This is a genomic window from Massilibacteroides vaginae (assembly GCF_900178525.1).
Lineage (GTDB): Bacteria > Bacteroidota > Bacteroidia > Bacteroidales > Tannerellaceae > Massilibacteroides > Massilibacteroides vaginae.
In genome coordinates, this window is the sequence record NZ_FXDJ01000006.1 from 360,797 (window position 1) to 382,548 (window position 21,752).

Annotated in this window: 11 protein-coding genes; all 11 read right to left on the bottom strand. The window is 37.7% G+C overall.

Features of this window, described 5'->3' with window-relative positions:
• Nucleotides 1–140: 140 nt before the first annotated feature.
• The 11 genes from B9Y81_RS02010 to B9Y81_RS02060 all read right to left on the bottom strand — a co-directional run bounded on the left by B9Y81_RS02010 (nucleotide 141) and on the right by B9Y81_RS02060 (nucleotide 21,647).
• Nucleotides 141–998, bottom strand: coding sequence for a BRO-N domain-containing protein (locus tag B9Y81_RS02010; protein ID WP_085535318.1), 858 nt, complete (start codon nucleotides 996–998; stop codon nucleotides 141–143).
• A gap of 383 nt (nucleotides 999–1,381) precedes the next feature.
• Nucleotides 1,382–3,304, bottom strand: coding sequence for a molecular chaperone DnaK (gene dnaK, locus B9Y81_RS02015; protein WP_085535319.1), 1,923 nt, complete (start codon nucleotides 3,302–3,304; stop codon nucleotides 1,382–1,384).
• A 102-nt stretch (nucleotides 3,305–3,406) separates the two neighbouring features.
• Nucleotides 3,407–4,972, bottom strand: a complete 1,566-nt coding sequence (locus B9Y81_RS02020; RefSeq protein ID WP_245832381.1) for a DUF6377 domain-containing protein — start codon at nucleotides 4,970–4,972, stop codon at nucleotides 3,407–3,409.
• A 394-nt stretch (nucleotides 4,973–5,366) separates the two neighbouring features.
• Nucleotides 5,367–7,739 (bottom strand): AIPR family protein, encoded by a 2,373-nt coding sequence (locus tag B9Y81_RS02025; protein ID WP_085535321.1) that lies wholly within the window; start codon nucleotides 7,737–7,739, stop codon nucleotides 5,367–5,369.
• A 3-nt stretch (nucleotides 7,740–7,742) separates the two neighbouring features.
• Nucleotides 7,743–8,714, bottom strand: a complete 972-nt coding sequence (locus B9Y81_RS02030; RefSeq protein ID WP_085535322.1) for a PD-(D/E)XK motif protein — start codon at nucleotides 8,712–8,714, stop codon at nucleotides 7,743–7,745.
• Complete coding sequence (locus B9Y81_RS02035) at nucleotides 8,711–11,551, bottom strand: Z1 domain-containing protein (RefSeq protein ID WP_085535323.1); 2,841 nt, start codon at nucleotides 11,549–11,551, stop codon at nucleotides 8,711–8,713. Before B9Y81_RS02035 ends, B9Y81_RS02030 begins: the two co-directional genes overlap by 4 nt.
• Nucleotides 11,548–13,008, bottom strand: coding sequence for an ATP-binding protein (locus tag B9Y81_RS02040; protein ID WP_085535324.1), 1,461 nt, complete (start codon nucleotides 13,006–13,008; stop codon nucleotides 11,548–11,550). Before B9Y81_RS02040 ends, B9Y81_RS02035 begins: the two co-directional genes overlap by 4 nt.
• Nucleotides 13,005–14,252 carry a DNA cytosine methyltransferase gene (locus B9Y81_RS02045; RefSeq protein ID WP_085535325.1) on the bottom strand — a complete coding sequence of 416 codons (1,248 nt, stop codon included), beginning with the start codon at nucleotides 14,250–14,252 and terminating at the stop codon, nucleotides 13,005–13,007. Before B9Y81_RS02045 ends, B9Y81_RS02040 begins: the two co-directional genes overlap by 4 nt.
• Before the next feature lie 1,376 nt (nucleotides 14,253–15,628).
• A complete protein-coding gene (locus B9Y81_RS02050; RefSeq protein WP_085535326.1) occupies nucleotides 15,629–17,476 on the bottom strand; it encodes a glycoside hydrolase family 13 protein in 1,848 nt (615 codons plus the stop codon).
• An 87-nt stretch (nucleotides 17,477–17,563) separates the two neighbouring features.
• Complete coding sequence (locus B9Y81_RS02055; RefSeq protein ID WP_085535327.1) at nucleotides 17,564–19,426, bottom strand: alpha-amylase family glycosyl hydrolase; 1,863 nt, start codon at nucleotides 19,424–19,426, stop codon at nucleotides 17,564–17,566.
• Nucleotides 19,427–19,460: 34 nt separating this feature from the next.
• Nucleotides 19,461–21,647: a glycoside hydrolase family 97 protein gene (locus tag B9Y81_RS02060; RefSeq protein WP_085535507.1), complete on the bottom strand. Its 2,187-nt coding sequence runs from the start codon at nucleotides 21,645–21,647 to the stop codon at nucleotides 19,461–19,463.
• Nucleotides 21,648–21,752: the final 105 nt, after the last annotated feature.

The window sequence follows — 21,752 nt, forward strand, 5'->3', positions numbered from 1 at the left end:
ACAGGGATTTTTCTTATATTTAGTGATCAATCTTAATCGCCTCTTATTTCACTTCTTCAAAGATAACCATATATGAATATCAGTAGTTTATATCTTAATGGTACAAATGTGATACAGATGTTGGGGTGCAAAAATAGTGATTATTGAGAGTTGATATCTTCGAGATTGTCTTGTTTGTTGTCCGACTTGAGAGAATGAATACTTTTTGCATTCAACGGACTCACTACTTTCTTGCCTGTTTCTTCTTCCAACTTCAAGCGAGCCTCTTTAGCTATATTTCCTCCTCGTTTTGCTACATCGGTATGTTCTGAGAAACTTTCGGGATTGGTGGATTCCGAAATCTCTTTAGTGGATAGTTCTGCAAGCATATTTAGTACCAATTCTTTGTTGGTCATATTATCTCGCAAATTCTCTTTCTTGAGTCCTTTGAATTGCTTGTACTCCTTAGCCGTTTTGTCAGACCATGTTTTATAAATGATATCTGTTAGTGCCCCAAATTCCATTCCTTCTTTCAGTCCATGCTTTTTCCACTCATCGGTCAAGTCCTTTCTAATCTCAATACTTTTCAGCCTCTGATTTATCCAATTGTCCGAATAGCCTAAACGTTTATAATCAGCCATTGCTTGGTCGATAGATAATTCGGGGTCTTGCATTTGGTCGAGCCGTTGCGCTGCCACTTCTGCAATCCATAGTTTAAAAGGCTCAGCTTTAGGGCAGGGGATGGATTGGATGATACGGAAGAGTTGTTCGGCAGTTGCTACATCAGTCTTATATAATTTACCATCTGATGATTCCATTTTCAGTTGTACGATATCCTCGTACAACTGACTTCCCTCCTTCTGCAACTTGATTTTCAAGTCGCTCCAATATCGTCTAGGGTTTGCACTTTCAGTCAGGATTGCAATAATGTCAATTATTGAGAAATACCATTCTTCTTGCTCCTCATCCCATACTGATCGGACTTGTTTTTGCTGGAATAGTTGGATTTGATATTTCATGAGTGAATTACATTTTTTTGTAAATGTACAAATTAATGAATAACTAGCGTCCAACTCTGGCTGACTCGATAATAGATAGAATAATTTATTCTGTTCACAGGTTTGAACTACAAGGAGAATCGATGAGAAGAAAAAACAGTAATATTGTCAGGTAAAAACACAAAACTACAAGAATAAAAACTGGCAGGGTATAGCCGGTATCACTGGCCGGGTATCACCGGAATATGCAACTAGATAAGTTCTGTTACAAATACTGAACAATATGTATAATAAAAAACTATCAAAAACAATAGCTATCTGCAAATATACAAAAACAAAAATCCCTGTAAACAAATAGCTTACAGGGATTTTTCTTGTATTTAGTGATCAATCTTAATCGCCTTTTACTTCACTTCTTCGAAGTCAACATCTGTTACGCCGCCGTCTTTGGGGGCGTTGTTGCTGCCAGCGTTGTTTGCGCCTTGACTGAAGTCCGGGCCTGGTTGCGCACCGCCTTGGGCTCCGCCTTGGGCATTGTACATTTCCTGGCTTGCTGCCTGGAATACGCTGTTTAGTTCTGCTGTAGCAGCGTCGATTGCGGCAATGTCTTGCGCTTTGTGAGCTTCTTTAAGTTTTGCAAGGGCTGCTTCGATCGGAGCTTTTTTGTCAGCAGGCAATTTGTCACCTAATTCTGTCAGTTGTTTTTCTGTCTGGAAAATCATACTGTCAGCCTGATTCAGCTTGTCGATACGTTCTTTTTCCGTCTTGTCGGCTTCAGCGTTTGCAGCAGCTTCTTCCTTCATACGTTTTACCTCATCGTCGCTCAAACCGCTTGATGCTTCGATACGGATGCTTTGTTGTTTGCCGGTTCCTTTATCTTTCGCAGATACGTTAAGGATACCGTTGGCATCTATATCAAATGTTACTTCAATTTGTGGAACCCCACGTTGAGCGGAAGGAATTCCGTCTAAGTGGAAACGTCCAATCGACTTGTTGTCTCTTGACAAAGAACGTTCTCCCTGTAGGATATGTATTTCAACAGATGGCTGATTATCTACCGCTGTTGTAAAGGTTTCCGACTTCTTTGTTGGAATTGTTGTGTTAGACTCAATTAATTTTGTCATTACACCACCCATTGTTTCAATTCCTAAAGAAAGAGGAGTTACGTCAAGCAGCAATACATCTTTTACTTCTCCGGTTAATACACCACCTTGAATAGCAGCACCTACGGCAACCACCTCATCCGGGTTTACACCTTTTGACGGAGATTTGCCAAAGAATTTTTCCACAACGTTCTGGATAGCAGGGATACGTGTTGAACCTCCAACCAGAATCACTTCGTCAATATCAGAAGTATTCAATCCGGCATCACTCAATGATTTACGACAAGGTTCGATACATGCCTGAATCAAAGAATCCGCGAGTTGTTCAAATTTTGCACGTGTCAATGTTTTTACCAAGTGCTTTGGAATTCCGTTTACCGGCATAATATACGGCAGGTTGATTTCAGTACTTGTTGTGCTCGACAATTCAATTTTCGCCTTTTCAGCAGCTTCTTTCAAACGCTGTAGTGCCATCGGATCTTTACGAAGATCAATGCCTTCGTCGGCCAGAAAATCTTCGGCCAACCAGTCAATAATCACGTGGTCAAAGTCGTCACCACCTAAGTGAGTATCACCATTGGTTGATTTTACTTCAAACACACCGTCACCTAATTCAAGGATTGAAATATCGAATGTACCACCACCTAAGTCGAATACAGCAATCTTCATGTCTTTATTCGATTTATCAAGCCCATAGGCCAATGAAGCGGCAGTCGGTTCGTTTACGATACGGCGCACATTCAGTCCGGCAATTTCACCGGCTTCTTTTGTAGCCTGACGTTGCGCGTCATTAAAGTAAGCAGGAACGGTAATTACCGCATCTGTCACTTCTTGTCCCAAGTAATCTTCTGCCGTTTTCTTCATCTTTTGAAGTGTCATAGCAGAAATTTCCTGTGGCGTATAAAGACGTCCGTCAATATCAACACGAGGCGTATTATTATCTCCACGCACTACCTTATAAGGTACTCGTGGTATTTCTTTTGATACCTGATCAAATGTTTCACCCATGAAACGTTTGATTGAAAATATTGTCTTTTCCGGATTAGTAATTGACTGACGTTTAGCAGGATCTCCCACTTTTCTTTCGCCGCCTTCAACGAAAGCCACGATTGAAGGAGTTGTTCTCTTACCTTCGCTATTTGTGATAACTACCGGTTCGTTTCCTTCCAGTACAGCCACACACGAATTGGTTGTTCCTAAGTCTATTCCTATTATTTTACCCATTTCTGTATATAGTTTAAATTGTTATTTTCATTTTGTATCAACCATAACACAAATGGTATGCCAAAAAAACAACAAGGGGAAATGCGTAGAAAATATGACAGATTACATGACAATACGTCCGATTCTATTAACCGCGTCTGAGAATTCGTCTTTAGGCAAACGGGATTTATTCCTTACCTTCAGTCGATAATTGTAAACCGTCTGGGTTGAGTAGTGAAGGAAGTCCGCTATCTTAGCACTATCAGAAATACCTAAGCGCACAAGAGCGAAGATTCGGAGTTCGGGAGTTAACAAATCGCCTTCTCTCGGAACCACAGCCTCTTCCGGCAGAAGAAGCGAATTGAATTCATCGATAAATGTGGGATATAATTTTAAAAAGATCGTATCAAAACTAAGGTGAAACTCTTTCAACTCATCAGACACAAGCGAGGAAGAACTCGTGTTTCGTAATAACTCTTCAATCTGTCCGGCCCTTAATTTACGATTGGTCTTTTTACGAAAATCTTCCATTTTGTCAATGTAAGCAGAACACATACTAAACACATAGCCAATATATTCCTCTTTCACCAGATTTGACTCCGACAATTCCCGGTTCAGTTTATTTAAGTTCGCATTAAATATTTCCAGATCGGAATTACTTTGCTTCAATCGTTTACGTGTCACCGAGAGTGCTTTCAGTTGTTTATAAATATAAAGTAGCGCACCCATCAAGAAAAGTGAAAGAAGCGAGATTACCCCTAAAAGCGAAGCAAGCCTGTCTTTTTCACGTTGCATTTTCAGGTCATACGACTCATTAATAATAGGCAGTATCTGTGAAATCTCCAAAGCACGCAATCGCGCATTACAGAATATAGCATCTTCCATCGCACATTTTGTATAATCGTAGGCCCGGGCTATATCCCCATCTTCATACAGCATCAAGGCCAGATCCCGCAAAGAGATATACTCTTTAACAGCTCCCCGTAAATCGCCTAAAGCCGAGATTGCCAAATACTTTTTCTCCTCCTCCCGGTTTCCCATCTGTCTGCAAACTTCAGCCAACGTATAGGCAGACATGGCTATTGACTGGTTGGAAACACCGAATCTACTGTAACATGCCAGCCCCATCTCCAACGCCTCCTCCGTTCGGTTTTCGGCCAGCAAGCGAGTAGTGCTTACCATGTGCCAACCAATTTGATCATCAGACAAAACGCTCAGGATAGAATCTTTATACTGCACAGACAGCTGCTTGTATTCCTCTTTTTGTTTTTCGGAGATAGAATAATCCATCATCAATACATAAAGCGAATGATACAGATGATAACGATAAGTCAACACATCAATAGTTTGTATTTCCCGGCTTTGATTGTCCAGAAGGTCGAATGCTTCTTTATACATTCCCGTTCCAATCATCACTTCCGCAAGATTCATGGAAGAAATCAACTGATACCGGGGATTATCGATCATTTCGGCAGTTTTAATCCTTGCATTTGCAACAAACAAGGCCGAATCCATCTGATAGTTTTTATACACTTCAAACAGTTCTCCATATAAACCATACCGTTCTTCGTTGCTAGAAGCCTTTTTTTGTTTCTCTTTTATTTCTGCGATTTGTTGTTCTTTTTCCTGCAAAAAAACACCACGATCCGCCACAACCTCATCCAACTTCAATAATAGAGAATCAATCATATTTCGTCCGGATACAGATGTCGTAATCAAAGTAAGCAGAAAGCAGAAAACAACAATTTTCCTCATAATATTCCCAGTAGGCCATTATCAACAATATCACAAATATACATGATAATGCTCGCTATTCCTCACGGAACACAAAGAAATATGGAAACAGTTATGTAATAAAATCAGGTTTTGAAAATTATCCGACCGAAAATTCGCTTTTTTTAAGTTAAAGCTTTCAGAGAAAAGCTGTATCAGTTAAATACTAAGTTTTTATAACGATTTACAAAAAAAACTATTGACTATTAGGTTACAAAGCTTATTGATTTGTGCTTCAATATACTTCTGTTAGCTCATAGTAAATATGAAATGAATTAAATTTGATTACGTAAATTAGTTTTGTTGGGACTTATATCTTTATTCCAAATTTCTTTAGCTTTTTCAACGATTCAAATGTTTTTATCAGTGCTTGCTCTCTAACGTTTTCTTTTTTTGCTAATGCAATCTGAACTGATTTTACATTTGCTAATTCAAGGTTATTAAATATTTTTGTCTGGCTTGCTATATCAACAATTCGTTTCCAGTCGTCTTTTGATAGGAGCAAAAGTTTGTCGTAGATAAATTTCACTTCAACAATTTCTGTTTCGTCAAGTTTAGATAATGCTTTTGCTTCGTCCACAAGTGTTGGATTTACCTGAACATAGTCAAGAACTTTTTTGCCAAAGTTAATTTCTCTTGCTGTTAAATTTTTACTTTCTTTTAACTTTTTTAGCAAATCAAACATCATCATATAATCAAATCCATCTGGCTTATTTAGGTTAATATAACTTCTAAAACCATCCCAGAATTTCAATCCCATTTTTTGAATTTCACTAATTACAAAAATACTATCTTCTACATTATTTGCTTCAAGTTCTTTTTCATTTTCTCGTTGCACTTTTTCTTTTTCAGAAATCAAATAATATTTCAGAATTGAAATTAAATTTTCAGAATAAGGAGTGTCTTTCAGATTTTCCCAAGAAGTTGCCCGTTTTGCGTACTCTGATATCAAACTATTGTTTGCTTCTGAAACTATATGGTTATATACAAAAACAAGCAATTTCTTTAAATGACCTTTAAGGATGTCGTCCGTTTTTTGTTCTTCATAAACTTTCCATAAATTAAGTCTGTTCTCCGTCAGAAAATGAAAATAAGAAACCGTGTAGGCAACAGTTAATGCTTTGATGCTTGTATCTCCAATTGCATCTACATTTTTACGACCAAAAAGCTTATCAGTAGTTTTAAATAAAATTGCATTTGCAATGAGTTTACGATAAAAATTCTCGCCAGGCATTTTGTTTTTACTGACTAACTCATTAATCTTTTTCGTATAGTGAATAAAGTTTTTCTGTGAACCTTGTGAAACAAAATGCGGTTCTAATTCCCAAACGTTAATAAATTTGGCAACATCTGATTTTACAAATTTTCTGTCTGACGGATTTTGCTCTTTAAATTTCTTTTGTTGTGCTGCTGTTTGTTTATTGAGCGTTTCACGATACTGTCCGTTTGCACGTTCAAAGAACCACAAAAGCGACTGATTTTTATTTTCAGGATTAACAACATATTTTTTTCTTGACAAATTTTCAATCTGCACAAAATACGGGTTATTTGAAGATAAATCCAGTTCAGAAACTTTATTCTGACTATTTGCAAAGCGTGAAATATTCGGAACTTCAATGTTCTTTTGTTCTTTATCTTTGATAACAGTGAGTTTCATCTGAACAAATATTTTACTTAAATCAGCATCTTTAAACTTTTTCTGTGTGTGATATAATGAAGCCGTTGTTTGCCCTCCGTTTACAATCTGAAAATCGTTAAGATTGGTAATAACTAACTGGTTATCTATAAGTTTCGTTTCAACGCTTTCTGCCGTTGCCGTAATTCCGTTATTGTATGGCAAAAACATTTGTGGTTTAGTGCGAATGGTATCTCTGATTCCTTTATTGAATTTCCCTGCCTGTCCTAAAAACGCTCGAACATTGCTTTCTAATAATTCATTTGAAAATTCTTTGTACAACTTCGCTAAAATTTCGCCCGGCACAATTGCCAAATAGCAATCGTACATTTCGTCAATACTTGGTACTTGCAAGCATTGTAAGCCTTTTCCGTCTTCAGTAAAATTTTCAAATTCTATTTCTATCGGTTCGTGAACACTATTGGATTCATTGATTTTAAAAAGTCTCGAAACATCCCACGTATGAACGAAAACATCAACGTCATTAATTTCAATTTTCTCTTTGTCGTGATTTGAAAAACCATTTATCAGAAAATAAACATTAATACGGTCAAAATCTTTTCCTTGTTTTTCGATTATATCAATTAAGTGAGTGAGTTCAGTATTTGATTTATCAATGTAATCAATATGGCGTTTCAAAGCCGCATTGATAAAGCGTTTTATTTGATTGAGTGATTTTGTGTAATCATCTTTTGTGATATTGTAATTATATTCATTTTTATAAAATGTGATAAATAAATCAAGTGTTTCAAAGTATTCCTTTTTGTTTTCGTCTTTAAACAAATCTTTCAAACAATAGCCATTTATCTTCCAGTCAATTCCGCCCTGACTGTTTGGATGAATGTAAGACAAAACCCTTGCTCCTTCAGACTTTCCTATTAATTCAAAAACCTCAATGCAGTATTCTGTAAATTTATCTTCAAAACTTGCTCCTTCTCCTTCGGAATAAACCAGAGAAGCAACATCAGATTTTAATTCTTCAATATAGTTTTCTAACGCTCTTTCCATTCACTAAATATTTTCAATTATGGTTTCAGGTTCTACTATAAAATTTTCTACTGAAGAAATTTCTATTGAATACGAAGTATCATAAATTCCCAACGGCAAATCCTTTTTTACGATTTTAGGGAATTCAGAAGTTACAGCAAAGACAAAGATTTTTTTTAGCGCATACATTTTGTTATAATATCCTCTGTCTTCTTCAAAATATCCGTTTAGCTGCAGTTTCCCGTAGAATATACTACGTTCTTCTTCAGTTGATATTTTATTCCGGGTTTGTTCTACTATTGAATTAAGTGAAATTCCATTGTCTTTAACGGCTTCAGCTGAATACAAAATCAAAAATAAATCGTTGAAATTTTCAACATCTAATTGTCTTTCGTTTGAAACTATAATTCGTGGTTGTTTCGATGAGGAAAATTTGACTTCAACACCAATAGTTCCCAAGGTAAAATCTTTCGCCTGAAACTCCCGTTCTGTACCAGTCCACGCATTTACTGCGTTTATAGATGTTTTGTCTTTATCTAAAAGATGATTGAGAAACAACAATTCGCCAATTAAACCTTTTTGTTGTTCCATTGACAAACCATTAAAGTTGATTTTATCAAAAAGTTTTTTCCATTTTGAAACTACATTCAGTGCTGTTGTTATTGCTTCACTTTCCGTAATGCATAATTGAATATCTTCAAGAATATTTTGAATAAACAATGAAAAAATATCTTTTAAATCTTTGTCCAGTAGATAAATGTTCAGTTCCATATTGGTTTCTGCTTCAATCGTAAAAATCTCAACTCCTTTGAAACGATATTTTTTCAGTTCTGGGAATGCTACATTATTTGCCACAGACAAAATAAACAAATGCTGTCCTGTAATATGGTTTGTTGCTACAAAACAGTGTAAATGTGGTATTTTATCAATTCTTGTTTTGATAATTATATCGCCTGTTGGCTTGTGATTTTCCCAAATTGTTTTGATGTCTATCATTGGTTGTCAGTTTCAGGGTTGTCGTCATCGTCCATTACTTCATTATCAAATTCACGGTTAATGGAAGCAGTGTACGAAACTTTAACTTCATCATCAATCCTTGGAAAATGCAAACTATATCCAATGATTGGAATACCATTATTAACGTTTGGCGTTCCTCTTTCATCTAATGCGTAAATCAATAAAAGCCCTTTCTTTTCAGCTTTTCGTTGTTCTTTAATATCGTTGTAAGTAAAATCTTTGTTTTGTAAAGTTAAATCAACCTGCCGGTCACCGGTTTGGTCAATCTGGTTTTTCGAAATTAAATAAAACTCACCACCTCGTCCGATTTGCTGATTACGAACACTACACCCCATAGTAATAACTTCGTTATTATGTTGTAGTTGATATGTTGCAACGCATTCGTTGGGTTTGCGTTCTTTTCTTGGTGTTTTTCCATTATAATCTACAAACACTTTTTCATCCGTATTTGAAACAATACAAATGCTCCATTCTTTAATTTTATCCGCCTTTGATTGAGTTCTTATGTAGTCGCTTAACGTTGCATTGATAATGCTTGGCTGTTCAATTCTGTAAGCATCAATAAAACTGCAAAGGGCTTCAATATTTACATTTGGATAAAGCAAATATCTTGTATTTCCTTTCAGTTCTTTTCTATTTTCTTTTGAAGGGAAACCAATTGTATCAACCAGGTTTTTCAGAGCATTAAAGTTGTTGTCAATCGCAGATTTTGTTTTCAGTAAACAGTAAGTTTGCGGATTTTCTCCCGAAAACGAAATTTCAATATCTTCCGAAAAATGTAATTTATTCAGGCTTGTAATGGTTAGCAAACCGTGATGATTTCTGACTTTTAAACGAAAATCTTTCGGACGTTGATGCGTTGCGGTCATTTCGTCAAAGTCGTTCCGCATTTCTTCGGTTGCCATTGTAATATGGTTAAACCAGTCAAAAATCTGATTAGTTGTATATAATCTACATAAATCAACGTAGCCGGGACGATACCCAAACCAACGCCCCATTTGCATAAGAGAATCATACATTCGAGTTGTTCTCAAATAATAAGAAACTGATAGTCCTTCCAGTGTAATCCCTCTTGACAAGCGGCTGCCACCAACGGCAATTACAGATAATCCGTTTTCGTGCCGGTTGTAGTCAATTTCCTCAATTTTATGATACTCTAGATTAGTTGTTGAACGTGTGCCGTGAACAGAACGAACGTCAATTTTTAAAGCAGCTTGTTTTAATTCCTTTTTGACCTCTTCCCAAGTATGCTGTTTTATCCTGATGTCGGTATAATCCAAATTTTCCAAGATATTTTGTGTTGTGGGTAAAAAGTCAGTTTCGTACAATTCTTTTAATTCATTTAGCAAAGTTTCATCTTCACTTTGAATAGCATTTTGATATTTTTTCGTTTTTTCGTTTACCAAATACGCAATCCGATCAATCCACCTTACAAGCAAAGCAACGTGAACAAGCATGGAGTTGTGTTTATTTTCGTGTCCTCTGAGTCTTCGGATTGCACAAGTCAGAATAAACGATTTTATTGCACGTTTAAGACTTGCGGGAAGATATTCAGGTAAAACATCTTTGTTTTCTTTATTGATTGTTCTGAAAAATGGTGGGTCAAAATCATTGATTTCTCGAAAAATATCCAAAGGTTCTTTTGTGAGATCGGAATTTGGGTTTTCGTAACCGAAAATTTTTGCGGCACCAATATAATTTGTGGGAGTTTTGATATTTATGATAAAATCTCTTGGAAATAAATCTTCTCCGATTTTGTATTGTTTGTTTTTTACAGTTGTTGTTTGTTTTTCGTTATAATCTTGTGAAATAAACAGGTTTGCATAAGGAGTTGCCGTATAACCAATAAAAGTATTCTGGTTGAAAACATTCAGCAAAGTTCGGATTAAACGGTTTATTGTTTTGATGTCGTTAATATCTCTGGAAGCGTTAACAGAAGCTGCATCTGCTTCATCATCTATTATTAGTACCGGAACGTTAAACAATTTTGGTGTTCCGTCCACATTTATAGCATTTACATCTTTTGAAAACCAGTCAATCAAGTTTTCAAGAATGCTTTTGTTCTTTTTAATAACAAAAACAACAGGATTTTTCCCGATTGGTATATTTAATCCATTAGCAATTTTTTGGTTGAAATCGCCCTCATCTCCACTTTTATAATATGCAGAAGTAAGCGAATAAATATCCGTTCCGACTTTATATTTTCCTACACCAACAATTTTGTTCTCTTTTTCTCTGATAAATGCAGAACTATTTCTTCCTATGTAACCCGAATCAATTCTTTCTTGTGTCTGTCTGCGTAGTGAACTGATTGTACCTGCAATGATGATAATTACTTTGTAACCTGTGTCAGTTGCTTTATTAATAAGCCCAACATAGTTGGACGTTTTACCTGACTGAACGTGTCCGACAACCATTCCACGCCTGTCAAATGATTTTGTTTCCTTTGGATTAACACACTTGTCAAGAATTCTATCAGTGAAATCGTCCAAATCATTTACAGGAAATGACGAATCGTTTTCCTGCATATACGCTTTGTATCTGTTCCATAATTCAAAGTTAACATTTGCCTTTTCGTCATTCAACCAAGGCGTAACACTTTCATCATAAAGTTCGGTAATTGCACCTTTTCCAATACTAAAATCCGCATTGAGATTTTCAAACAAGGCTTGTTTATCGACGTTTGAAAATTCAGGCGAAGACATAATTTTCTCATCAATAATTTTAAAAATAGTTTCCTCATTGATGCTTTCATGTGGTATCAAATTGAGATAGGCATGGCAAATAAGTTTAGCTGTTTGGTTAATATTATTCATTTCAAATACTCGTTAATTAGTGGATATAAACTGAACGGAACAGCACTCATAATTTGTTGACTTGCTAATTCATTCGGTATTCCTTGTGATACATTTATATTGTATAATTCAACAGCTAAATTGATTAACTCTTGACTTGGTATCTCAGATTGTTTTTCTAATTCGTGGAAAGCTGGATCTTCGTTTTGATTACTTAAAATCAACTCAATCGGAACGTTATCTTCCAATAACTTCAATACTTTTCCAAATAGTTTGCTATTTTCTTCCAGCAACAATTTTATAATTGGATGCTTTCTGTTGATTTGGTATTTCTTTATTCCGTTTCTGGTTTTATCGTCCGTCCATAATGGTTCGAGATTAGATTCTCCACTTTCTGAAATCGTTTTTTGTCCACGCCAGTTATATATTTTTGCTGATTTCATAATTGCCATTCTTGCAATCCGATCAAGCTCTTTACGAATTTCTATTGGGGGTATTGCGGTTGATTTCTTAATATCAAGATGCCAATTAAAATCATTTTCATTTGTGAAATTAACTGCAATTCTCGCCAACTTTGAATAGTCACGTTTCTTTTGAAGTCCAAGCCAGTCGCCGGCAACAAGCAATCTTTCTCCACGATAAATATAAAATCCTTGTTCCTGAAACCAACCTAACGAACCTCCTGAATTTTCATAATCACTTTTCCCTATTTCTGACATATGGGGTAAAATGAAGTAAGTAATTTCCACATTACCAAAACTTTCAGGTAACCCCATTTCAGGCTTTGGATTTAGGTTGAGTAAAAATGGATTGTATGGTTCAATGACTTCGTTTTGAAAGAAAATTTTCACTCGTTTACTCTCTATAAATTTATGAAACACCAAACTTAAATGATGTTTTACATTTATCATTTCCTGATAAAAAGCATTTTTAACACTTTCGTTTATTGATTCTGCATTACCGATAATCCGATCTAACTTTTCCCAAAGAACTAATGTTCCTGATTTTTGCTTTTTCAATTTTTCAAGAAATGAATCGTCAGAAACATAATCCAGCAACTGCCATTCATTTTCAGCATTGATGAAATCAATATCCCAGCAACGTTTGATTATTGCATAATTTTCACGTTTGGTGATGCATGTAAGCCGTTTGCACTGTGAAAAAGAAGCAGTTTTCAAGCCCATTCCGAAACGTCCTAAATCTTTTTCAGTCCTTACTTCCTCAGGGTCTTTACATCCTGGTGTCATTGCTAAGACAAGTTCATCTTTATTCATTCCCGTTCCGTTATCGGAAACAGAAATAAATGAATCCTGCCCGTTCCATTTGTATTCAATGCAAATTTCGTCAGCACTTGCGGAAATTGAATTGTCAATAATATCAGCAATAGCAGTAGAAAGATTGTAACCAAAACTTCTGTAAGATTTGATTGTTGTTTTTGGGTTTGGCTTGGCTATTTCGGCTTTGACAAATTCGCTCATATCATCTCTCTGATTTTCTCCGCAATCTTTTCAGCCATTAAAGGAGGAACAGCATTGCCAATTTGTTTGAAAGCTGCTGTACGGCTTCCTTCAAAAAAATAATCATCAGGGAAAGACTGTAATCGTGCTGCTTCTCTAACTGTTATAGAGCGGTTTTGCTTTTTGTCAGGATGAATATAATAATGCCCATCCATTGCTATATGCGCAACTACAGTATGTGAAATGCCTTGCCCGTTTACAACCTGAAATCTGTTAGTGAATGATTTTGTATTATTGTGCTTTATTAATGCTGGCGGCAGATTGGCATAGTTCAAACGTTTACCGTTGTTCCATTCATCAACAGCAATACGGTAGATTTCTAAATCATTTTCGTTGTTAGGTCTAGCTAAATGTTGCGTTACGAACTCTAAACCATTTCGAATTTTCGCTTGTTCCAGATAATCTGTTGTTGGCTTTGCATAATCAACAGCATTCAAAGTTCCTTCTCCGTTTTGCAATTTTTGCAAATCGGAAAACAAATCTTTCAGAACTTCATATTGTGGTTCATTCTCTTCAAAATCAGGATATATCAAATTCAACTCCTGTTTCCAACCTATGATTATTACTCTTTTCCTATCTTGTAAAACCCCGAAATTTTTAGCATTAAGAATTTGTTGGTTATTTGTTGGAAGACTTAATTCATATCCTGCTTTTCTTACAGCCTTGAAAATATTTTCCAGATGTACACCATTTTGGGCTGTTAGAATTCCTGGAACATTTTCAAATACAAACATTTTCGGCTGATATCTTTTCAGAAATTCAACATAGTATTTATAAAGAAAATTCCGCTGATCTTTTTTCATTCCGTGTGGGTCTCTAGCTCTGCCAGCAACAGAATATGCCTGGCAAGGCGGTCCTCCTATAATAACATCCACTTCTTTATCTCCCAACTCTCTGTCTATCACTTCAAAAATTTCCGACAAAGACTTTTCTGAAATTTCTTTATTGATAATTGAAGTGATTAAATTTTGAGGAACCTCTTCCCAAAGTTCTTCTTTGTTTTTAGTTTCAGATTTCAGATAATTGTAATAGATTTCAGATTTTCCATTTTCTTTCAGCCAATGATAAGCTGTTCTTGTTTTAATAGTATCACAAGCATCTTTGTTCATTTCAACGTGAGCAACCGGGTTAAATCCGGTACGGATAAATCCCTCTGAAAGCCCCCCTGCTCCCGCAAACAAATCTATATAATTCAATTCCTCCATACTTTAAATCTCAATTCTGTAATTGGTTTTGTATGTTTTATTACATATTATCAAACGTTACTCCTTTTTTTTCAAGCTGACATTCATGAACTATTATACTATTTCAGCCGTTTTTTCAGAAAGTAACATTTTCTTCCACACTTATTTTATTTCTCTCTATTTTCCTCGGTCAGAATTTTGTTTTTTAGAAACGACAAAAATAATATTACCGCAATTCGGCTCTGTGTCCTTACCTCATGATTCGGTTCAAATTTTAGCTTCTGACTGCTTTGGAATACTCATCTTCCATTTCGCAAAAATAAGAAAAATATAAGCCCTTCTTTAAATATACAAACAAAATATTAATTTTGAATATCAGTAATTTGATTTTTAGGAACGTATAACTGCTTTATAATTTTAATATCTCTTTCAAAAAGATTTTTTCAGTTATTAGTTTAGCCCTTTCGTCAGATATATTAATCCAAATTCCTCTTTAAGGTTGATGTTAATTCGTTTTTTTTAAGTTAAAATCACCCCCATTTTACCCCTCAGAGAAGCAAGTTATAACAAACTGTTTCTCAAGGCCTTGGGGATGTCAAAAAACATAAAGGTTATTTTTGAAAAAATAAAGGATATCTTTCCAAAAATAAAGGATATCTTTTTAAAGATATAGTAATGTCTTTTTACAGCCTTATCTACGAGGTGTTTTTTTCACTGATAAACGAAGCCTTATGCAGAGATTCCTCCACTTCGGTCGGAATGACAAAGAGGGTGGATCCTTCCCACTGTCATGTTGAGCTTGTCGAAACATCTCATACCATCAGACTATTATTTAACGAAAGCTCCATGCAGAGATCTCTCCACTTCGGTCGAGATGACAGGGAGGGTGGTCAGTGTTCGTAGAAAAATAAAGAGAGTAGTGGTTCCTACCCGTAAAAGAGCGCGATGCCGCGAAAAGCGGCGAGCCGTGAAAAAACCGGCCTCACTGGATGAGCGTTAAGAAAAACACGGAGCGAAAGCGTTAAAAACAAATCGTTGTTTGAGCGCAGCGAGTTTTCGATTTGTTTAGCGAAAGCGCAGTGTTTTTTAGCGAAGGAAGTGCAGCCTTGATCTTTTTTGCTTCGTTTTTTGGATCAAGCCAAAAAATGATGTGGGGTCACAGGGGTGAAACCCCTTAAAACCCTGTCCCATCCTTTGTCATCCTGAGCCTGTCGAAGGATCTTATCACAACACACTGTCATGTTGAGCCTGTCGAAACATCTCATACCATCAGACTATTATTTAACGAAGCTCCATGCAGAGATCTCTCCACTTCGGTCGAGATGACAGGGAGGATCGGTTGACTAAGAGAGAGTGGTGGCCGGAGTGGCTGGGAAAAATTAGTCAATGCTCCTTTGTCAAAACTCAAATATTATAACATCTCTTGATGGGATTTTTAATGAGCCTTCCTGTAAGTTATATTGGTTGCCATCAATAATGTTGATTGTTGATTTCTTGGGGAGTATCTCACGGTAAAGATTAAGAGGAAGATCGACGTCCTTATTCAGTCCGTTCAATAGAACCACTACCGATTTATCTTCGTACTTTCGTTCGTACACATACACACCGGTCGCGGCAGGAGAGAAATGTTTGAGGCTGCCTTTGGCTATCGCATCATTACCTTTGCGCCAATTGAGTAGTTTTTTAAGGTATTCAAAAGTCCGGGTTTCCTCCGCCGTTCTACCATCAGGTGTAAACGCGCTGCGCTCGTCGCTCGCCCATCCTCCGGGAAAGTTCTCGCGCAAAGAACCATCGCCATTGGCTTTGTCTCCGGTCATTGCAATTTCTGTTCCGTAGTAAATTTCCGGGATACCTCTTGTTGTCAACAAGAACGCGAAGGCTTGCTTAAAACGGTTGAAGTTTGAAATCTGCTCTTTGTTTCTTATAAAACGTGATAAATCGTGATTATCTAAGAATATAAGCAACTCCATCGGATCGGGAAAAAGTATATCCTGACCTAAATATTCATACAGTTTATTCAGTCCTCCGTGATTAACTGTTTCTTCGTCAAAAGCGTTTGTCATCACATTCATTAACGGAAAATCCATTACCGAACGTAGGTTAGAGTTTTTGGGAGCAGCCAATTTACTGTCTTTCTGCCAGTATGAAATAGCGGTATTACTTGAATACCAGGTTTCGCCTACAATATTAAAATCCGGATATTCAGTTGTCACCTCTTTACACCAACGAGCAATCATATCAAAATCTACATACGGATGTGTATCCTGGCGAATACCGTCAATACCGCTGTATTCAATCCACCAAATACTATTCTGAATCAGATAACGTTCTACATGACGATTGCGCTGATTTAAATCGGGCATAGATTCGACAAACCAACCGTCTATCGCTTTTTTCTTATCGTATTCCGAATGATACGGATCGTATTGGGGAGTTGTGTTATAGGAAGTTTGTTCAAAACCTTCGGGAAAGTTAAACCAATCGCTGGACGGTCTGTCTGTAAAGAAATGGTGCTCGCTACCGCAATGATTGAATATCATATCCATAACGATCTTGAGTCCCTTTTGATGCGCTTTATCAACAAGAGATACAAACTCATCGTTTGTTCCGAAACGACGGTCCACTTTATAATAATCTGTTGCCGCATAGCCATGATAAGAACCACTGGGCATATCATTCTCAAGTATTGGATTCAACCAAACCGCCGTTACGCCAAGATCGGCAATATAGTTTAGTTTTTGCTCTATACCTTTAAAATCGCCCCCATGTCGGGCGTGCAGATCCGCACGGTTTACCTTTTCGTCTTTCATGCCCCGAATAACATCATTCGAACTGTCGCCATTCGCAAAGCGATCCGGCATAATAAGGTAGAGCACATCGCTCGCATTAAAACCGATTCTTTCACGTGAATCCGCTTTCCGTTGCCTGATTTCGTAAGGGATGACTTTCTTTTCTTTTCCCAACTGCAACACAATATCAAACGATTCCGGCTGAGCGTCTTTAGTATCCAGATAGAGCAGCAGATAATTCTTGTTTTCCAACACGACTGTTTCTTTCAACCTCACCGACGATGAAGTGATTGAAACGTTATATCCGGCTATATCTTCTCCATACAGCAACACCTGAAGTTCGGTATTTTGCATACCAGCCCACCAAAAGGCCGGTTCTACTTTTTTTACTGTACCGGCATACACAGTAGATAAACAGATAAAGGATACTAAAAACAGATAAAAGATTCGTTTCATGATATTATGGTTGTTCTTACAGATTCAAAACAGCCTTATTGTGCAGAAACATTTTACTGTTTGCTTCTACACAACAGGGCATTTTTTCTACAATATATACAGGCGATACTCTCCGGGATTGAGTTGAATTTGTTGTTGGCTTCCGGTCACCTCAAGGGTTTCTCCCGTAAAAAATTCTTTCCACGTTCCTTTTTTATCAAAACGTACGGAGGCTTGTTCGGTAGCTAATCCGAAATTGGCAACTGTTACAACATACCCTTCAGCTCCTCGCAACAATATTTGCTTGATATTTCCTTCTCCGGAACTCACCGTATAATCGGTCGTTGAAAATATCGGATTGTCTTTTCTTAAATGAAGCATTGCTGTATAAGTATCCAAAAGGGCTTTTCGTTCCGGAACGGTTACATAATCCCAACGGATCGGTTTTTTATCTAAGCGTCCTTCTTCGGCTGTGCTGCCCAATTTATAATCGTAACCTAATTCACCGAATTGCCAGATCATTTTTGGTCCGGGGAAACTAAGATATATTACCGCTGCAGCTTCACACCGCTGAAGACCTGTCGCTAAATCCTGTACATTGTATGCTCCGGAAGCATTTCCCCACATCTTGTTTTTATACATCAGCCGTTCTTCATCATGACTTTCCATGTAAGCAACCAAACGAGGTTTATCCCAATCACGCGCTTTATAGGAACTTCCGTCTAAAGAGTTGTTCTCCCACCCCATTGCAGCCTGACAATAATTGTAGTTCATATTACCCCACAGGTAGATACCATAGTCTGCCAATTCTTTCTCTTCTTTATTGTCGGTAAGATGTTCGAAAATCACCACCGCATCTTGCTTGCGTTTATAAATTTCGGCGGTCATACGTTTCAATAAACGGATACGGGCCGGATCGTATGCTTGCCCGTCTCCGGGGGTGTTGGTAAATCCTTTTGTAAAGTCGAACCGGAAACCGTCCACTTTGAATTCTTTCAGCCAATAACCACATACACTATCTACAAATTGTTGCGTATACTTACTTTCGTGATTAAAGTCATATCCCCAATAATAGGCCTGATTCGGCGAGTTCACATTATACCATGGATTCTCTTTGCTTACTTTATCTCCGTCCTGATACATACGAACCATCGGACTCTGTCCAAAACTATGGTTCAACACCATATCCATAATCACAGCGATACCGTTAACATGACATTCATCAATGAATGATTTATAATCCTGCACTGTTCCGTAAGCTTTATCAGCAGCAAAGTAAAAAGAGGGATTATAGCCCCAACTATCATTTCCTTCAAACTCGCTAAACGGCATCAATTCAATCGCATTCACACCTAAGTTTTTCAGATAAGGGATTTTTTCCTTTACGGCTTTTATTGTACGGTCATCCGTAAAGTCACGGATCAGCAATTCGTAAATAACCAGGTTATCCGGATTCTCCACCTTAAAATCCGCGATTTCCCAGTTGTATTCTTTACGTTCAGTAGATACGACCATCGCTATTTCCGAAGTCTTTCCACTTGGATAAGGCAATATACCCGGGTATACGCTTGACAATATCTTGCTATCGAATTCCGGGTCAGCTATCTTATTGGTATAAGGGTCGGCAATACGAATCGTCTCATCAATCAGGTATTGACAAATATATTCTTTGTCTTTCTGCAAATTGCCGATCTTAATCCAGAAGCGTTCGCCGTCTTTATACATTTTAGATTGATCGGTATTCTTCCAGTCGTTAAAATCACCGATAAGGTGTACTGTGCTTTTGCCCGGAGCAAACAACACAAAAGCTAATGAATCATCCGAAACACGGGTAATTCCGTCCTTCAATCCGTATGGAAGAGGTGCTTCTTTGGGTGCTTCAGGATCGATTATATCCGGATCCGAATCGTTATCGCTACAGCCGGAAAGTAATCCGGCAAATAACAGACTAAATATTGCGATCTTCTTCATTATTCTTTTTTATGTTGTCTGCCTACTCTATTCTTCACTTTTCAATCTCAACTATACTAATGGCATAACCTCCCGCAGGAGCCAGCTGTTGTTTCAGCTTCGACTTATGTGTTACTTTCATTTTACGTACAGTGTATGATTGTGGATTCGTTTTGTAATGAGCATCTTTTCCATCCGCATAGATTGTAGCGGTATAGGTTTTGCCCGGCTCTAAAAAGTCGAAGCTTATCTGTGAAAGATAGCCGTTTTCTCCGGCCACACTTCCAACAAACCAGTTGTTCGTTCCTTTTGCTTTGCGCGCCACCGTTACATAATCGCCCGGTTCAGCTTCCAGGTAACGGCTTTCGTCCCAATCCAGCGCTACGTCTTTAATAAATTGAAACGCATCCGGAAAACGATTATAGTGCTCCGGAAAATCCGCCGCCATTTGCAACGGACTATACATCGTTACGTAAAGAGCCAACTGATTAGCGAGTGTTGCGTTTACGTGTGAATGATTATCCGGATTTATCTTGCTGATCTCCATTTCAAAAACACCGGGAGTATAATCCATCGGTCCCCCGATTAAACGGGTAAAAGGTAGTATAGTGACGTGGTTCGGATTGTTTCCTCCAAAAGCCTCGTATTCTGTTCCGCGGGCAGACTCGTTACCAATCAGATTCGGGTATGTACGGCAAAGTCCTGTAGGCCGAACAGCTTCGTGCGCATTCACCATGATTTTATAGTCTGCTGCTTTTTCTACCGCAAACTGGTAATGATTCACCAGCCATTGCCCGTAATGATGTTCACCGCGGGGAATCATATTGCCAACATAACCACTCTTTACGGAGTTATAGCCTTTATCTACCATAAACTGATAGGCTTGATCTAAATGACGCTCGTAATTACGCACAGACGAAGAGGTTTCATGATGCATCATCATTTTTACACCTTTACTTTTAGCGTAAGCTTGAATTTCATCCACCTTGAAATCGGGGTATGGTGTAACAAAGTCGAACACATAATCTTTAGACTTGCCAAACCAATCTTCCCAACCAACGTTCCATCCCTCAACCAGTACCGCATCAAAGCCATGTTCAGCGGCAAAGTCGATATATTTTTTTACGTTCGCCGTATTAGCGCCGTGTTTTCCGTTTGGTTTAGCCGATGCGAAATCGGTTACACCTAACTGAACTGTCGGGTATTCGTCCGTATAAGCCCATGAGCTTTTCCCGGTGATCATTTCCCACCATACACCTACGTATTTAACTGGTTTAATCCATGATGTATCCTCAATCTTACAAGGATCATTCAGGTTCAACGTCATATCAGACGATAATATCTGCCGTGCATCATCACTGACAAGCACAGTACGCCAAGGAGAATGACAGGGAGCCTGCATATATCCCTTATCCCCTACCGCATCCGGTGTTAGGTGAGATTGAAAGACCATGCGCTTGTCATCCAGATCAAGATGCATACAAGAATAATTTATCAACGCGGCCTCGTGCAGATTAATGTACAGACCGTCATTTGTTTTCATCATCAAGGCTGTTTGTACTCCTGTTGGAGAGAAAGGCGTTTGCGAAGTATTCGGTGTGATCGCCTTATGCATAAGTTCCCTTATTTCGGATAGTTTGGATTTGGTATAGTCGTATTCCTGCGTATCGTAATCGCCGGGTATCCAAAACGCCGTGTGATCTCCTGCCATAGCAAATTCGGTACGCTCATCTTTTATAATAAAGTAAGTGAGGTTGTTCTGCTGAGGAAATTCATAGCGGAACCCCAATCCGTCGTTAAAAACGCGGAAACGGATTAACATCTGACGCCCTGTAGCAGGCTGATCCAATGTCACTTCCAATTCATTATAGTGATTTCTGATGTTTTTTGATTCACCCCATACCGGCTGCCATGTTTCATCAAAAGTTGCAGTTTTTGTAGAAGCAACTTCAAAACCGTTGTATAGCGATGCTTTTTGTGTTAGTTCCAGATCGTTTAGATTTGCCTTCGTGTCAAAATCGTCGAAGTCCGCGGGGGCATCTGTATTTTCTTTTTTTAGTTCTAAGCCTAGTTTACTTGTTTTGACAACCTGTTTGCCTTTATAAGAAAGTTCATATACAGGTGTGCCGCTTTCCAGGGCGAACTTCATTTGTATATTCCCGTCAGGAGAAGCGACTTGTTGCGCTTCTACCTGATGGAATAACAAGTTAATACCTACTAAGAATAATGATAACCTTTTCATGATAATAACTCTACTTACTTTCGTTTTCTGTCTTTTTGTGTTTTCGGTTATCTCCATTATGGCATAGGTATTGCGAGCTGTGAAGACCTCGCAATACGCCATAGG

Coding starts and splice junctions, on each gene's coding strand:
- B9Y81_RS02010 (WP_085535318.1), bottom strand. CDS start 998: ATGAAATATCAAATCCAACTATTCCAGCAAAAACAAGTCCGATCAGTA.
- dnaK (WP_085535319.1), bottom strand. CDS start 3,304: ATGGGTAAAATAATAGGAATAGACTTAGGAACAACCAATTCGTGTGTG.
- B9Y81_RS02020 (WP_245832381.1), bottom strand. CDS start 4,972: ATGATTGATTCTCTATTATTGAAGTTGGATGAGGTTGTGGCGGATCGT.
- B9Y81_RS02025 (WP_085535321.1), bottom strand. CDS start 7,739: ATGGAAAGAGCGTTAGAAAACTATATTGAAGAATTAAAATCTGATGTT.
- B9Y81_RS02030 (WP_085535322.1), bottom strand. CDS start 8,714: ATGATAGACATCAAAACAATTTGGGAAAATCACAAGCCAACAGGCGAT.
- B9Y81_RS02035 (WP_085535323.1), bottom strand. CDS start 11,551: ATGAATAATATTAACCAAACAGCTAAACTTATTTGCCATGCCTATCTC.
- B9Y81_RS02040 (WP_085535324.1), bottom strand. CDS start 13,008: ATGAGCGAATTTGTCAAAGCCGAAATAGCCAAGCCAAACCCAAAAACA.
- B9Y81_RS02045 (WP_085535325.1), bottom strand. CDS start 14,252: ATGGAGGAATTGAATTATATAGATTTGTTTGCGGGAGCAGGGGGGCTT.
- B9Y81_RS02050 (WP_085535326.1), bottom strand. CDS start 17,476: ATGAAACGAATCTTTTATCTGTTTTTAGTATCCTTTATCTGTTTATCT.
- B9Y81_RS02055 (WP_085535327.1), bottom strand. CDS start 19,426: ATGAAGAAGATCGCAATATTTAGTCTGTTATTTGCCGGATTACTTTCC.
- B9Y81_RS02060 (WP_085535507.1), bottom strand. CDS start 21,647: ATGAAAAGGTTATCATTATTCTTAGTAGGTATTAACTTGTTATTCCAT.